Source organism: Kitasatospora sp. NPDC089509 (assembly GCF_044749365.1).
GTDB lineage: Bacteria > Actinomycetota > Actinomycetes > Streptomycetales > Streptomycetaceae > Kitasatospora.
In genome coordinates, this window is record NZ_JBIVHS010000022.1 from 17698 (window position 1) to 32757 (window position 15060).

Annotated in this window: 14 protein-coding genes; 13 read left to right on the top strand and 1 reads right to left on the bottom strand. The window is 75.9% G+C overall.

Annotated features, from left to right (window positions below; all coding sequences use genetic code 11):
- Window positions 1–85 precede the first annotated feature (85 nt).
- The gene (locus tag ACIP4P_RS33610) at window positions 86–550 is read right to left on the bottom strand and encodes a pyridoxamine 5'-phosphate oxidase family protein (RefSeq protein WP_350512708.1); all 465 of its coding nucleotides are present in this window, start codon (window positions 548–550) and stop codon (window positions 86–88) included.
- Window positions 551–699: 149 nt separating this feature from the next.
- On the opposite strand from ACIP4P_RS33610, the gene ACIP4P_RS33615 reads away from it, so the two are divergent.
- The 13 genes from ACIP4P_RS33615 (at window position 700) to ACIP4P_RS33675 (ending at window position 14977) form a co-directional block, all read left to right on the top strand.
- Entirely contained in the window at window positions 700–1569 is an 870-nt protein-coding gene (locus ACIP4P_RS33615) for a hypothetical protein (RefSeq protein WP_400924974.1), read from the top strand.
- Between the two features lie 280 nt (window positions 1570–1849).
- The gene (locus ACIP4P_RS33620; RefSeq protein ID WP_400924975.1) at window positions 1850–2329 is read left to right on the top strand and encodes a hypothetical protein; all 480 of its coding nucleotides are present in this window, start codon (window positions 1850–1852) and stop codon (window positions 2327–2329) included.
- 128 nt (window positions 2330–2457) lie between these two features.
- Window positions 2458–3264, top strand: coding sequence for a hypothetical protein (locus tag ACIP4P_RS33625; RefSeq protein ID WP_400924977.1), 807 nt, complete (start codon window positions 2458–2460; stop codon window positions 3262–3264).
- Window positions 3265–3383: 119 nt separating this feature from the next.
- Window positions 3384–4190, top strand: a complete 807-nt coding sequence (locus ACIP4P_RS33630; RefSeq protein ID WP_400924979.1) for an SAF domain-containing protein — start codon at window positions 3384–3386, stop codon at window positions 4188–4190.
- Window positions 4190–5527, top strand: coding sequence for a hypothetical protein (locus ACIP4P_RS33635; protein ID WP_400924981.1), 1338 nt, complete (start codon window positions 4190–4192; stop codon window positions 5525–5527). The genes ACIP4P_RS33630 and ACIP4P_RS33635 overlap by 1 nt, the downstream gene beginning before the upstream one ends.
- A complete protein-coding gene (locus ACIP4P_RS33640) occupies window positions 5517–7154 on the top strand; it encodes a CpaF family protein (protein WP_400924983.1) in 1638 nt (545 codons plus the stop codon). Before ACIP4P_RS33635 ends, ACIP4P_RS33640 begins: the two co-directional genes overlap by 11 nt.
- On the top strand, window positions 7151–8128 hold the full coding sequence (locus ACIP4P_RS33645) for a type II secretion system F family protein (protein ID WP_400924985.1): 978 nt from the start codon (window positions 7151–7153) through the stop codon (window positions 8126–8128). Before ACIP4P_RS33640 ends, ACIP4P_RS33645 begins: the two co-directional genes overlap by 4 nt.
- Complete coding sequence (locus ACIP4P_RS33650; protein ID WP_350512716.1) at window positions 8125–9003, top strand: hypothetical protein; 879 nt, start codon at window positions 8125–8127, stop codon at window positions 9001–9003. Before ACIP4P_RS33645 ends, ACIP4P_RS33650 begins: the two co-directional genes overlap by 4 nt.
- A gap of 50 nt (window positions 9004–9053) precedes the next feature.
- A complete protein-coding gene (locus tag ACIP4P_RS33655) occupies window positions 9054–9344 on the top strand; it encodes a hypothetical protein (protein ID WP_400924987.1) in 291 nt (96 codons plus the stop codon).
- Between the two features lie 44 nt (window positions 9345–9388).
- The gene (locus ACIP4P_RS33660) at window positions 9389–9763 is read left to right on the top strand and encodes a TadE/TadG family type IV pilus assembly protein (RefSeq protein WP_350512718.1); all 375 of its coding nucleotides are present in this window, start codon (window positions 9389–9391) and stop codon (window positions 9761–9763) included.
- Window positions 9764–9903: 140 nt separating this feature from the next.
- Window positions 9904–10272: a pilus assembly protein gene (locus ACIP4P_RS33665; protein ID WP_400924990.1), complete on the top strand. Its 369-nt coding sequence runs from the start codon at window positions 9904–9906 to the stop codon at window positions 10270–10272.
- Between the two features lie 167 nt (window positions 10273–10439).
- The gene (locus ACIP4P_RS33670; RefSeq protein WP_350512720.1) at window positions 10440–10907 is read left to right on the top strand and encodes a hypothetical protein; all 468 of its coding nucleotides are present in this window, start codon (window positions 10440–10442) and stop codon (window positions 10905–10907) included.
- Between the two features lie 176 nt (window positions 10908–11083).
- Window positions 11084–14977, top strand: coding sequence for a LysM peptidoglycan-binding domain-containing protein (locus tag ACIP4P_RS33675; RefSeq protein WP_400924992.1), 3894 nt, complete (start codon window positions 11084–11086; stop codon window positions 14975–14977).
- Window positions 14978–15060: the final 83 nt, after the last annotated feature.

The following is a 15060-nucleotide window of genomic DNA, read 5'->3' on the forward strand; positions in this document are numbered from 1 at the left end:
GACGGGCCCCGGGGAGGGGGTCAGGACGCGGGAAGCGTATGCCTACCCGCCGGTACCTGTCAGGAGCGGAGTGCGAATCGCCAGCTCAGGGCCGCAGCAGTGGTCGTCCGAGGGCCCCCGGTCCACGCCCCGGCGGGAGCTGCCCGGCCGGGAACAGCCGCCGTCCGCTGACCAGCTCCGGCACCAGCCCGATGAACAGCGGCTCCGGGTCGCCCACCCACGGCCGCAGCCCGGAGCGCAGCACCCGCCGCACCTGCTCCGGATCCCTGACCGCGTCGGCCCGCCCGTGCACCAGCACGCTCCACCCGGTCCGGGTGACCGGGTCCAGCAGGTCCGCCTGGAAGGCCACCACCGTGCCGTCGAGCCCGCGCGCGGTGGCACTTCCCCGGCGCACGGCGAGCACCAGCCGCCCGTCCAGGACTTCGAAGGAGACCGGCAGGACGGCCGGCAGCGCGTGCTCGGTGTACACCACGCGCCCGACGGGCACGGTGCTGAGCAGCCGCAGGCACTCGGCCTCGCTCAGGGTCTCCACACGGTCCTCACGCTCCATGCGTCCGATCGTCCACGGTCGGCGCACGTGTCGATAGGGCCCATGGTCCCTGAGCGGACGGGTCGGGAGCCCCGTCGGCGTCCGCCCGGAGCGGTAGCCTGCCCCGCGGCGGGATCGGTGGTGGGGCGGACGCAGGAGGGGGCGGACGGATGGCCGGCGGGGTCGATCTGGTGGTGATCGGGGCGGACGGCGGGCCGGACCGCTCCTTCGGCGGTTCGGCGCACGCCCCGGAGGGCGCCCGGCTGCTGGCCGAGGTGCTGCCCGGGATGTGCTTCGACACCGGGGCCGCCGGCTGCCGGGTGACGGCCGTGGCGCCGGACGCGGACGCCAACGCGATGCTCACCGCCGTCCGGGACGCGGCCCAGCACCCCGGCCGCTGGCTGGTGGTCTGCCTGGTCGGCCAGTTGACGGCCGATCCGCGCGGGCGCCGGCTCGCCCTGGTGACCCACGGCAGCACCCCCGACAACGCCTACCGGCGCGGCCTGGCCTGGGACTGGGTGGTCAGCGCGATGGTGCACGGCGACCACGAGGAAGCGCTGCTGCTGGTCGACGCGGTGGCCGGTCGGGACACCTGGACGGCGCTGGAGCGGACCGGCGAGGACACCGCGGGTGAGCTGCTCAGCTACTCCCGGGTGCCGCTGTGGGGCCGGATCGGCCGGTTCGCCCCGGGCAGTCGCTACGCCCCGGGCAGACGCGGCCGGGACGCCGTGCTGCCCGGTGGCGAGGGCTCGTTCAGCCGGGCGCTCACCACCGTCCTGCACCAGGGCGTCCCGGGTGCCCCCGCGGCGGTCGCCCCGCTGGACCTCCAGCCCGCCGTGGCCGGGCTGCTCGACGGCGGCGAACCGTCGGGTAGTTCGGGTGCGCCGGGCGCGCGCCTGCTCGTCCCGCCGCACGGCGGCCGTCTGTTGATGCGCAATCGGGCCGCAGTTCGGGGCGCATTGGCCGGATTGTCGCTTTCCGAAGAACTGTTGGCCGTTCTGTGGCGGGAAAGTGCCCCGACGGAACCGCCTTCCGCGTAAGGTCAGGGGGCCTGAGGTGTTGCCGTGATGGGGTGGGTTGGCGAAGAATCGATCCCCAGCGGAAACATCGGCGGGACTTCGGAATTCTCTGGCGACCGTGGATCACGGATCGGCTCGGTCGCGACGAGGTGGGGCGATGCGGCAGCGCGGAAATATGTTGCGCCCTGGGGCGGTTGGGACTGGCGGGGCGGTTCTGGTGTTACTGCTCGGGGCTTGTGCGAGCGGTGGGGCCGGCGGCTCCGTCGATCGTCTCGGTTCGCCCGCGCCCACGGTTGCGGGAGTGGGTCCGTTAACTCCTTCGGGTGGTTCGGTAAACGCCACGATCGCGCCGACCGACGGCCCGGAAGGGGCCCGGGGCCGACTGGCCCTGAGGACGTATCAGGACTGGTGGCAGGCCCAGGCCGAGGCCTTCGGGCGCACGGATTCGGACGGTTCCGCGCTGGAGGCGTACTCCTCCGGCCGGGCACTGTCCGACGCCCTGGTCGGCCTCCGCCAACTCCGTGACGCCAAACTGGTGATGACCGGAACGCCCAGGAATTCGGCCGTGGTGAAGGCCATTGACCTGAAAGCCGATCCGCAGACCGCCGTGATCGAGGACTGCGTCGACCTCTCGGACTGGCACCGCGTCGATGCCGTCACCCGTACCGCAAAGGATCCGGCCGACCGGCTGAACCGCTATGTCGCGACCGCCTCCCTGCGATGGTTCCAAGAGCACTGGCTGATCTACGACTTCAAGCGGGAGGTGGACCGGACATGCTGAACTCGCGGAAATCGGCCCGACGGTTCGCGGTCGTCGCATCGTTGTCCGCCGGGTTGTTGTTGTCCTCGGCGGTCACGGCGACGGCGGACGAACCGCCGGGCGCGGGAGCGGAAACCTGTTCCCCGAGTGTGATCTGCACCCACGCCGGGACCGGTGGGAGCACCGGCTCGACGACCGGGCCCTCGCAGGGCGGGGGCGGCAGCGGCGGGGACGGCGGACCGCAGGTGTGCAGCTTCCACGACACCCAGTGGGCCTGCTACGACCCGGCGCTCGGCTACTTCAACAGCGACGTCGGCTGCTACTTCCGTCCGATGGACCAGCAGCCGCCGGAGGGGGACAGCGCCTGGGAGGGGCACAAGCCGTCGGAGGGCACGGTCTACTCCAAGGTCTGCCCGCAGACCGGCGGCGGACTGGGCGGACTGCAGACCCAGTTCGTGAGCAACGCGGCGGGCGCGACCCCGGTGATCGACCTGACCGTCCAGGCGAAGCTGCTCGCCGGCCGGATGGCCTTCCCGGCGCCCAAGGCGGGCCTCGCGCCCAAGGACACCGCGGTGGTGAAGGCGCCGGTCTGGCTCTGGGCCGAGGGCATGGTGGCGCCCAAGCCGAGCACGCTCGCGGTACCGGGCGCCTCGGTCACCGTCACCGCCCAACTGAACGGCATGACCTGGGACTTCGGCCAGGGGATGACGGTGGACTGCGCCACCGCCGGGACGCCGTACGACCCCAAGTACGGGGACGCCAAGTCCCCCGACTGCGGCTATGTGTTCACGGCCGGCTCGGGCACCCGGCAGGGCGGCGTCTTCAGCGGCACGGTGACCGCCCACTGGCGGGCGCATGTGGTGATCACCGGGCCGAACGCGAAGACCTTCGACATCGACATGCCGCGCGGAGCGGACCTCGCGCTCAAGGTCGCCGAGGTGCAGGTCCTCAACTGACCGTGCCACAGCGGCCGTTCGGCCACTGACCAGTCAGACAGCGAACCAGGGAAGGGCGGAACCCGGTGGAGAACCGTACATTCGCGACGCCGGGATCCGGCACACCCGCAGGCGCCGCGGTGTCCGTGGCGCTCCCGGAGCAGCAGGAGCAGGGCGGCGGCGGACGCGGCCGGGGCCGGGCGGTGCCGCACGCGCCCGCCCGCACCCTGCGGGCCCGGCGCCGGCGCCCCGCGGTGCTGGCGATGGCGGTCGCGCTGATCGCGGCCGGTGGGCTGGGCGGCGCCGTCCTCTACAACAGCACCGGCCAGCGGGTCGCGGTGCTGGCGCTGGCCCGGGACGTCCCGTGGGGCCAGGTGATCACCGACGACGACCTGGTGGTGGCCCGGATCGCGAGCGACCCGGCGCTGCGGCCGGTCTCCGCCCAGGACCGGGCCAGGGCCGTCGGCCTGCGGGCCTCCACCGACCTCAAGCGCGGCGCCATGCTGACCGGCTCGGACCTGGCCCAGGGCCTGACGGTGCAGCCGGGGCAGATCGTGGTCGGGGTGTCGGCCAAGCGCACCCAGCTGCCCGCCAGCAGGCTCCAGCCCGGGGTGCAGATCGTCGTCGTGAACACCCCCGACAACGGCCGGCCCGACTCGCTGGCCGCGACGGTCATCACGGTCGGTCGGGTGGACACCGACGGCAGCCAGGTGGTCGACGTGGCGGTCGGCTCGGCGGACGGGCCCCGGCTGGCCCAGTGGGTGGCCGGCGGGCGGATCCAGGTGCTGCTGGCGCCGCGCGCCACCGGGGCCGCCCCCTCGACCGCGCCCTCCGCCGCGCCCTCGACCGTGCCTTCCTCGGCCCCGAGCGGTGCGGCCGCCGCCGGTGCCACACCCCCCGGCGGGGCCGCCGTACCGTCGGGGACGGCCGGAACGGGTGGCGCCTGATGGCGGTGATCGCGGTCGTCGGCGGCCCGGGCGCGCCCGGCGCCACCACGACCGCCCTGGCGCTGCTGCTGGCCTGGCCGCTCCAGCCCGGCCGGCGGATCCTGCTGGTCGAGGCCGACCCGGACGGCGGCGCGGTGCTCGCCGGGGCCCTGGAGGGCCGGGTCGAGGCGGTGTACGGGCTGCGCAACCTGGCCGTGGCCGACCGGCGCGGGCTGCTCGCCCAGACCATCTGGGAGCAGCTGATCGACCTCTCGCCCGAGGGCGACGCCGAGCGGCTGCTGCTGCCGGGCCTCACCGACCCGGCCCAGGCGCCCGGCCTCGCCTACACCTGGGAGCCGCTCGCCGAACTGCTGCACGGCATCGAGCAGCAGGGCTACGACGTCATCGTCGACCTCGGCCGCTCCGGTGCCACCGGGGCCAGCGCGGTGCTGGCCCGCCGCGCCGACGTGGTGGCGGTGACGGTCCGCAGCACCCTGCGCGGGCTGAGCGCCGCCCGCCCCCGGCTCGCCGCGCTCGGCGAGGACCTGGCCGCCGGCGGGACCGGCACGGACGCGCTCGGGCTGCTGCTGATCGCCGAGGGGCCGTACTCGGGCGCGGAGGTGTCCCGCGAGTTCGGCCTGCCGGTGCTCGGCGAGCTGCCGCACGCCACCCGCACCGCGCGGGTGCTCTCCGACGGCGGGGACACCACCGACCGGCGGTTCATCCGTTCCGAACTGATGCGCACGGCCCGTTCGGCGGCGGACGAGGTGCAGCTGCTGGTCCGCCGGCGGCGGCAGCGGCTCGCGCCGAACGCCGCCGCGACGGCTGCCGCGCCCGCCCGGCTCACCGCGGCGGGCGGACCGGGTGGGCCCGGAGCCGTCGCGCCCCTGCTGGTGGCGCCGATGCCGGCGGGGCCGGTGCCGGTGACGCCCGTGACGGTGGCACCCGGGCCGGTCGCTCCGGCGCCGCAGGCGCCCGCGCCGAGCCCGTACGGGCCGAGCGCGTACGGGCAGTCGGCCTACGGTGAGGAGCCTCAGAGTCGGCCCGGCTACCCGCAGTCCGGCTACCCGCAGCCCGGGTACGGGCACCCCGACCCCGGGCAGTCGGCCCATGGCCCGTACGACGGCGAACCGCCCTCGTACGTCCCGCCGGTGATCACCACCGGCCCGGTCGCACCGCTGGCCGGCCTGGCGCCGCAGCCCGCCGCGCCGGCGCCGTTCCCGGCGCACGTGCAGGCCACCGGTCCGGTCGGCGAGGACGGCCAGTACCAGCTCCAACAGCCGACGGTGACGGACCGTCAGGCCGACGGTGACGGCCACTACCCGTACAACCCCGGGGAGGTGCTCCGTGCGCGGTAGCCCCCTGCACCAGCACCCGTCGGCCGACCCGGCCGCCCTGCCCTGGACCGCGCCGGTACCGGGCGCCGGACAGCCGCACCCGCAGGCACAGCCGCAGCCGCAGGCCTACCGGCCCGGCCCGGTCGCCCCGCAGGCGCCGGCCGCTCCCGGCCAGGTCGCGCCGCCCGGCGGCGACCCCGGCGGGCCCACCGCCGTGCCCTCCCAGCTGCCGTCGCTGGACCTGCGGGGCGCCGCCACCCGCCCGGCCGTCGACCCGCAGGTCGCCCGCGAGCTCAAGCGCCAGGTCGCGGCCGAACTGCACCAGCAGATCACCCGGTTGACCACCGCCTCCGGGGCCGAGCCGGACCGCGCCACCCGTCGGCAGCGCGGCCGCGCGCTGATCGAGGAGGCGGTCGCCCGCTGGTCCGACGCCTATGCGCAGACCCACGGCATCCCGCCCACCCGGGAGCAGGACCGCGCCCTCGCCGAGGCCGTCTTCGACCTGCTGTTCCGGGCCGGTCGGCTCCAGCCCTACCTGGACGACCCGGAGATCGAGAACATCCTGGTCAACGGCTGCGACGACGTCTGGGTCTCCAAGGTCCACCAACCCCTGCGCCAGGTACCGCCGGTGGCCGACAGCGACGCCGAACTCGTGGAACTGCTCCAGGACCTGGCCCGCCAGCACGGCGGCGGCGAGCGCGGCCTGTCCACCGCCAGCCCGACCCTCGCGCTGCGCCTGGAGGGCGGCATGCGCCTCCAGGCGCTCACCGAGGTGACGCCCCGCCCGTACGTGGCGATCCGACGCCACCGGGTGGCCTCGGCGACCCTGCCCGAGATGGTCGAACTCGGCACCCTGGACGGGACCTTGGCTGCCTTCCTGGCCGCCGCGATCAGGGCCCGGAAGAACGTGATGATCACCGGCACCCAGGGCGTCGGCAAGACCAGCCTGCTGCGCGCGATGGCCGCCGAGATCCCGCCGGACGAGCGGATCGGCACCCTGGAGTCGGAGTTCGAGCTCTGGCTGCACACCCTCGGCCACCTGCGCCAGGTCGTCCCGATGGAGGCCCGCGAGGGCAACGGGGAACGCGTCGAGGGCCGCCTGGCCGGGGAGTTGTCGATCGGCGACCTCATCCCGGCCGCGCTGCGGATGACGCTCTCCCGGATCATCGTCGGCGAGGTCCGCTCCGGCGAGGTGGTCCCGATGCTGCGGGTCATGACCAACGGCGAGGGCGGCTCGATGTGCACCCTGCACGCCCGCGGCCCGCACATGGTGGTCGACCGGATCGCCGAACTCTGCCTGGAGTACGGCTCGCACATGACCGACGCGCTCGCCTACCGGCTCACCGCCAACGCCCTGGACCTCATCGTGCACGTCGCCATGGTCGACGAGACCGCCGTCGGCGGCCGCCGGCACCGCTTCGTCTCGCACGTCCTGGAGGTCACCGGCCTCGGCGAGAGCGGCCGGCCCGCGCTGAACACCGTCTTCGGCCCCCGGCCGGACCTCGGCGAACCGCGGGCCGTCCCGCACACCCCGCCGCAGTGCCTGGACGACCTGCGCCGGGCCGGCTTTGACGCGGCCCTGCTCGGCTCCCGGTACGGGAGTTGGGCCGCCCCGCTGCAGCTGCGGATCGGCGGTGGCGCGCGATGATGCTGCTCTACGCCCTGTGCGGGCTGGCGGTCGCCGGCGGCCTGGTCGCCCTGGTGGTCTGGGTCCGCGGCAGCGAGCCCGTCGACGAGGACGCGCCCGCCCGCCCGGACAACCCGCTGGCCGGTCGCGCCCACGTCTTCTGGTACGGCGCCCCCGGCGCCGCCTCGCTGCGGATGGTCCGGCTGCGCCGGATCCAGCTGCCGCTCGCGCTCATCGGCGCCCCGCTGGCCTGGCTGTTCACCCGCATCCCGCTGACCGCGCTGCTGGTGCCGCTGGCCGTCTTCGGCCTGCCCTGGCTGTTCGACACCACCCGCCCGGACACCCACCGGATCGAGCGGCTGGAGGCGCTGTCCGAGTGGACCCAGCGGATCGCCGACGTGCTGCTGCTCGGCGTCGGCCTCAACCAGGCCATCGTCACCAGCCGCCGCACCGCCCCCGCCGCCCTGGAGGAGGAGATCGGCGAACTGGCTGCCCGGCTGCAGGCCCGCTGGCGGCCCGAGGAGGCGCTGCACGCCTTCGCGGACAGCCTGGCCGACGCCACCGCCGACAAGGTGCTCGCCGCCCTCGTGCTGCGCGCCGGGGACAGCGGCCCGGGCCTGGCCCGGACCCTCTCCGACATGGCCGAGTCGGTGCGCGAGGAGGTCCGCCAGCGCCGCGCCATCGAGGCCGACCGGGCCAAGCACCGCACCACCATCCGCTGGCTGGTCGGCATCATCGTGCTGGTCGTCACCGTCGGCTCGTTCAACAGCGAGTACACCCGCCCGTACGGGACCTTCCTCGGCCAGATCGTGCTGGCCGTGGTCGCCGCCCTGTTCGTCGCGATCATCGCCTGGATGCGGGCGCTGGCCGCGCACCCGCCGGTGCCCCGGCTGCTCGCCCCGGACCGGCGCAGCAAGGGCGGGCGCCGCCCCGGCCCGGCGGCGGGTCGCGGGTCCGAGCCGGAGTCGGCCGAGCAGCTCGGGGAGGTCCGGTGATCTCCCCCTGGTCCGTGCTGGCCGGCGCCGTCGCGGCCGGTGGCATCGCCCTGCTGGTCGCCGAACTGCGGCCCGCCCCACCGGACCTGCGCCAGGCGCTGGACCGGCTGCACCGCGCCCCGGCGGACCGCGAACCCGACCCGGATGAGCGGCCGCGCTGGTACGACCGGATCGGCGAACGCTCGCTCACCCTGCGCGGGGTGACGATCCCGCGCCGCGAGCTCGCCCTGATCGGCCGCACCCCGGCCCGGTTCATGGTCCACAAGCTGCTGTTCGCCGCGCTCGGCCTGGTGCTGCCCGCCTACCTGGGCGCGATGGCGGTGCTGGTGGACGTCGGCCTGCCCTTCGCCCTGCCGCTGGTCGCCGGGCCGCTGCTGGCCGGGCTGCTCTGGTTCGTCCCGGACGGGGTGGTGCGCGGGGAGGCCAAGGAGGCCCGCACCGAGTACCTGCACGGCATCGCCGCCTACCTGGAACTCGTCGCCATGGAGCGGGCCGCCGACTGCGGCCCCGCCGAGGCGCTGCGCCGGGCCGCCTCGGTCGGCCAGGGCGCGGTGTTCCGGCGGATCCGCGACGCGCTGGAGCGCGCCGCCACCGACCGGCTCCCGCCCTGGGCCGGACTCGACGCGCTGGCCGAGGAGTTGGGCCTCACGCCGCTCCAGGACGTGGCCGACATCATGCGGCTGTCCGGCACCGACGGCGCCGCCGTGTACGACACCCTGCGGGCCCGCGCCAAGGGCCTGCGCGGCGAACTGCTGGCCGAGGACCTCGCCCGCGCCAACGCCGACAGCGAACGGATGGTCGCGCCGGGGGCCGCCCTGACGCTGCTGATGACCGTCCTGATCGTCTTCCCCGCGCTCCACCAGATGCTCAACTGACCTTCGCCAGTGAGCAGCTGACACCACACCTCACCCCTGGAGAAACCCCGATGACCGTACGACTCGCCCAGCTGGCCGGCCGGGTGCTGCGACCCGTCCTGCTGCCCGTGCAGTTCGCGCTGCTGCTGTTCACCCTGCGGCTGGGACGGCTGCGGGCCGCCCGGGCGCGCGGCGACCGCGGCGCCATCAGCATCGAACTCGCCCTCGCCATCATCGCGTTGGTGTTCGTCGCGGGCGCCGTCGCGACCGCGCTGTACCTGTTGAAGGACAAGGTGGTCACCAAGGTCCAGCAGGACCCGAACCTGCCCGGTGGCGGCGGCGCGGGCGGCTCCACCAAGTGACCGACCTGCTTCGCCTGCTCCGCCGTCGCGGCGACCGGGGATCGATGAGCCTCAGCCTGGCCATCGTCTTCCCGGTCGTCCTGCTGCTCCTGCTGCTCGTCGTCCAGGCCGCGCTGATCTGGTACGACCGGCAGGTCGCGCTCACCGCCGCCCGCGAGGGCGTGGACGCCGGCCGGGTGCAGGGCGACACGACGGAGCAGACGAAGGACGAGGCCGCCCGGCGGCAGGCCCGGGACTTCCTGGACCGCCAGGGCCTGACCTCGTACCAGGTGGGCACCGACGGCAGCACGCCGGAGACGATCAGGGTCACCGTGGAGCTGACGCCGCCGCTGCTGATCCCCGGGCTCAACGGGCCGAGCGTGCGCCAGTACGCCGAGGCGCCGCGCGAGCGCTTCGTCCCGCCGGTGGTGGCGCCGTGAGACGCGCGGGCGACGGGAGCGGCGGGGGCGCTGAAGGTGTCGAGGGTGTCGAGGGTGTCGACCGGTCCAGGTGGTGGCGCCGGCCGCGTCGCCCGGACCGGGGCGGGATCGCGATCGAAGCGGCGATCGTGGTCCCGGGCGTGGTCGGGCTGGTCCTGCTGGCGATCGCCGCCGGGCGGGTGCAGACCACGGCGGGCACGGTGGAGGCGGCGGCCCGCGCCGGGGCCCGGACCGGCTCGCTGCAGCGCAGCGTCGCCGGGGTGGACCAGCCCGCGCGGGATTCCGCCCTCGCGACGCTGCGCCAGCAGGGCGTGTCCTGCGGCAACCAGAACGTCCAGGTCACCCAGGGCGAACTGGACCTGCCGGGCGGCCCGGTGGCGACCGTCAAGGTCACCGTGGACTGCGACGTCGAGCTGGTCGACCTGCTCGGCGGACCGTCCGGCCTGCCCGTGACGAAGCACCTCCGCGGGGAGTTCACCTCCGTGATGGACCGCTACCGCGGCACATGACGGCGGCAACTGGCGGCGCGCGGGCCGCAACGGGCGCGGCAGGGGGATTGGGGACGGCCCGCGCGGGGGAGACGCAAGCGGAGAGCGCTCGGGGGATGACGCAACGGCACCGAGTGGCGCCCGGTGGGGAGCCGGTGGGGAGACATCGTGCGGATCGGGGGGAGGGGATGCGGGTGCTGAGTCGGTTGCGGGGCCGTGCTCCGCGCCGCCCGGCCGGGCGGCGGTCGGACCGGGGCGCGGTCGCCCTCTTCGTCGCGATCTGCGCGGCCTACCTGGTGCTCGTCATCGCGCTGGTGATCGACGCGGGCGGCCGGCTGCGGGTCGCCGAACGCACCGACGCCTGCGCCCAGGAGGCCGCACGGGTCGGTGGGCAGCAGCTCGACCAGGCGGCGGTGCTCCAGGGGAAGGGCTTCAAGGTCCGGCAGGACTACGTCCGACAGGCCGCCGACGCCTACCTGAAGTTCTGCGAACTGCGGGCCGGCGACGTCGAGTTCTCCGATGACGGCAAGGTCGTCACGGTCACCGTGCAGGCCGACTACCGGCCGGTCCTGCTGGGCGCCCTCGGGGAGCGGAAGGTAACGGGCAGGGGCAGTGCGACCCTCGTCCACGGAGTCGAGAAAGCGGAGACCGACTGATGGCCGCGCCACGTGCCAAGGACCAGGCCCGTACTGCCCAGGCCCGTACCGGCCCGGGCGTGACCGGCTCGGGTGGAACCGGTTCCAGGAGGACCGGTCCGGGCGGATCCGGTTCGAGTGGATCCGGTTCGGGTGGGACCGGTCCGGGTGGGAGCGGGAAGGGCGGGCGGCGAAGCGTGAGAGGGCACGCCCGGCCCGGGCGCCGGTCCGGCCGCGGCGGCGCGCTGATCGCCGCGCTCGGCGCGCTGGTCACCCTGCTCGCCCTGCTGTTCGGCGTCCCGGCCCTGCTGCTGTACGGCACCCAGGCGGTCGCCTCGATGGGCGACGTCGCGTCCGGCGGGGTGGGCGAGGCGCTCACCAGTCCGGACGACGGGCGGCTGTTCCTCTGGCTGCTGGTGGTGGTCGGCTGGCTGGCCTGGGCGTGCTTCGCGCTCTCCGTCCTGCTGGAGATCCCCGCCCAGCTGCGCGGCCGGATCGCCCGCCGGATCCCGGCCTTCGGCTGGAGCCAGCGGATCGCGGCCGGGCTGGTCGGCTCGGTGCTCGCACTGCTTCCGGTGGCCGGATCGTCCTTCGCGGCGGTGCCGGAGCTGGCCCACACCCCGGTCGCCCAGGCGCAGTTGAGCCCCGGCGTGCAGCGGGCGGCGCTGCCCGCCGCGGCCTCGGCGCCGGCGCTGGCCCCGGCGGCGGACCGGCACCCCACGTACACCGTGCGGGACAGCCGTCCGGCCGACAGCCTGTGGTCCATCGCGGAGCGCCAACTGGGCTCCGGCGAGCGCTGGGTGGAGATCGCCAAGCTCAACGAGGGCCGGGCGATGGGGGATTCGGGCAGCACGTTCGACGCGGAGCGGCCGATCCAGCCCGGCTGGGAGCTGTTGATGCCGGCGGACGCCAAGCCGGACGGGGCGCAGCCCCAGGCCCAGACGCCCGCACCGGACCAGGCCCCGGCTCCGGCTCCGGCTCCCGAGCAGGGCCAGGGCCAGGCTCCGGCCGCGGCCCAGGTGCCGCAGGCCGGGACGGAGCCGGCGCCGAGCGGGCAGAAGACGGTGACCGTGCGGTCCGGGGACAGCCTGTCGGCCATCGCCCAGCGGGAGTTGGGGGACGGCGAGGCCTGGCCGAAGCTGTTCGAGGCGAACAAGGGGGTGCAGGCCCCGGACGGTGAGCGGCTGACCGATCCCGACGTGCTGGAACCGGGGATGGTGCTCACCGTCCCGGGGACGGCCGCGCCGACCCCCGCGCCCGCCCCCGCGCCCGCGTCCGGTTCGGGCTCCGGGGCCGCCGCCGATCCGGCGCCCGCTCCCGCGGCCACGCCCGCGCCGGCCCCGGCGACCCAGGCCCCGGCGACCCAGACCCCGTCGGCGCAGGCCCCCGCGCCGTCCCAGGCGCCCGCCCACACCCCCGCCCCCGCCCCGGTCGCGCACGCCGACCCGGCACCCAGCGACGACTACAGCGTCGCGCTCGGCGCCTCCACCGTGGGCGTCCTGCTGGCCGCCATCATGGTCGGCACCGTCGCCTACAAGCGCGGCACCCAGCTGCGCGCCCGTCGCCCCCGGCACCGCATCGCGATGCCCGACGCCGAGGCCGCCGCCTTCGAGAACGAGCTGCTGGTCCGCCAGGACCAGGCCGGTCTGGAGCTGCTGGACCGTGCCCTGCGCACCCTGGCCCGCAACGTCGTGCGCGGCGGCAAGCGGCTGCCCGCGATCGTCGCGGCCCGGATCACCCCCGACCACACCATCGAGCTGCACCTGTCCGGCCCGGCCACCCCGATCGCGCCGTTCCGCGCGGCGCACGCCGCCAACGTCTGGTGGTGCAGCGACGAATCCGGCGACCTGCTGAACCCCGCCCAGGCCCGCAAGACCGCCGCGCCCTACCCCGCGCTGGTCACCCTGGGCACCTCGCCGGACGGATCGGTGGTGCTCGCCGACCTGGAGGCGGTCCGGCTGCTCCACCTGTCCGGGCACCCCGACGACGCCCGCGACGTGCTGCGGACCCTCGCCATCGAGCTCGCCCACAGCCCGCTGGCCGACAAGCTCCACCTGCACCTGGTGGACCTCGCCGAGGAGGTGGCGATCACCGGGCCGGCCGCCGAGCGGATCCACCGCCACCCCACCCTGGAGGCCGCGCTGGCCGCCCTCGGCCCGCGCACCGCCAAGGCCCGTGCCACCCTGGTCGCGGCCGACGCCACCAGCCCGCGCGAGGCCCGCAGCCGGGGCCAGGCGGACGAGTCCTGGGTGCCGGAGATCGTGCTCTGCGCCCAGCAGCCCGGTGGCGACACCCCGGCCGAACTCGGCCGACTGCTGGACGCCCGCCCGCGCACCTGCGTCGCCGTCATCACCCGTGCCCCCGAGCGCGGCACCGGACCGGTGGCCCGCTGGACGCTGCCGACCACCGGCCAGGCCGCCATTCCCGGCCTGCACCTGACCGTCGAGCTCCAGCGGCTGGACGACCACCAGTACGACCAGGTCGCCGAGTTGCTCCGGGCCGCCGACGACACCACCCAACACCCGGCGCCCGCCTGGACCCTGGACGGCCCGGGCCTCGACCAGGACCTGGACGAGGACACCGACACCACCGAACTGCCGCTCGCCGTACCGGTCCTGGCCGCCGTCGGCGCTCCGGGCGCGACGGCCGAGGAGGGGGCGGAGCCGGCCGCCGGACCCCGGCTGCTGGCCCGGGTCATCGGGACCGGCGCCAGCCCCTTCGCGGGCACCGACCCGGTCTCGCCGGTGCCCGTGCCCGCTCCGGTGCCCACCGCTGCTCCCGTTGCTCCCGTACCGGTTCCGGTGCCGACCTCGGCCGGTCCGGCGCGGTTCGCCGTCAACGGGCAGGGGCGGCAGGCGGCCACCGGGACCGAGCAGCCCGCCGACGAGGCCACCCGTGACCTGCGGCTGCCGGCCGAACCCGACGGGACGGGCGCGCCCGCCGAGGCGACCGAGCCCGCGGCAACCGCCGCAACGGCTGCAACGGCCGGTGCCACCGGAACCACCGGACCCGCCGGTACGGCCGGGAACGCCGGGACCGCCGAGGCGGCACCGGCGACGGCGGACGCACCGGTCGTGGTGGCCCCGGTCCAGCCCGTACGGCCGGTGGCCCCGCAGCCGCCCGTGCTGCCGCCGGCGACCGCCGAGCCGGCGCCGACGCACCAGAGCGCCTCCGTGCCCACCGGTGTCGACCCGCGCGTCCCGGCCCGGCCGGAGCCCGCGCCGGAGCCCGGCCCGGCGGCCGCCGCCCCGGTCGCCCGGACCACCCCCGGCCGCAGCGACAGCGACGACCTGCTGGCCATCCTCCGCTCCCCGGAGGCGCACTCGCCGCGCAACGCCCCCCGGATCCGACTGCTCGGCCCGGTCGACGTGGCCGGCACCCCCGGCGCGGTCGAACCGGGCGCGCTGGGCCGGCTCACCGAGCTCGCCGTCTACCTCGCGCTGCGCCCGGGCGCCGACCACCAGGCGCTCGACCACGACCTCCACCCGGGTGCCGCGCACCTCGACCCGCACCCCACCACCGCCGACGCCAGGAGCCCGCTCCCGGCCAAACTCGCCGACCTGGCGGCCTGGTTCGGCAGCTCGCCGGAGGGCCGCGCCTACCTGCCCACCGAGTCCGCCGAGGGCTACGCCTTCGCCCCGGCCGTCACCTGCGACTGGGACGAGTTCCGCAGCCTCTACCGGCGCGGCATGCGCAGCACCAGCGCGACCGCCGACGCCGCCCTCGCCCACGCGCTGGCCCTGGTCCGCGGCGCCCCGTTCGCCGAGGCGCCGCCGGCCTCGTACGGCTGGGCCGAGGCGGAGCGCCAGGACATGATCGCGGCGATCGTCGACACCGCCCACGAACTCGCCGCCCGCCGCCTCCAGTACGGCGACCACCGCAGCGCCGAGGCGGCCGTCTTCCGCGGCCTGGCCGTCGCCCCGGACGTCGAACTCCTGCACCGGGACCTCTTCTACGCCTACGCCTCGGCCGGCGCGCGCGACCAGCTCCTGCGCGCCGTCAACCGCCTCGACGCGCTGAGCCGCCGGACCGGCCGGGACCTCGACGCCGACACGGTCGCCCTGCTCCGCGACCTGCTGGCCGGCTCCTGACCCGGCGCGGCAGGGAGGTGGTGGCCCGGGTGGACGTCCCGGCCGGCTGACGTGGCCAACCCGACGACGGCCGCCGCGACTTG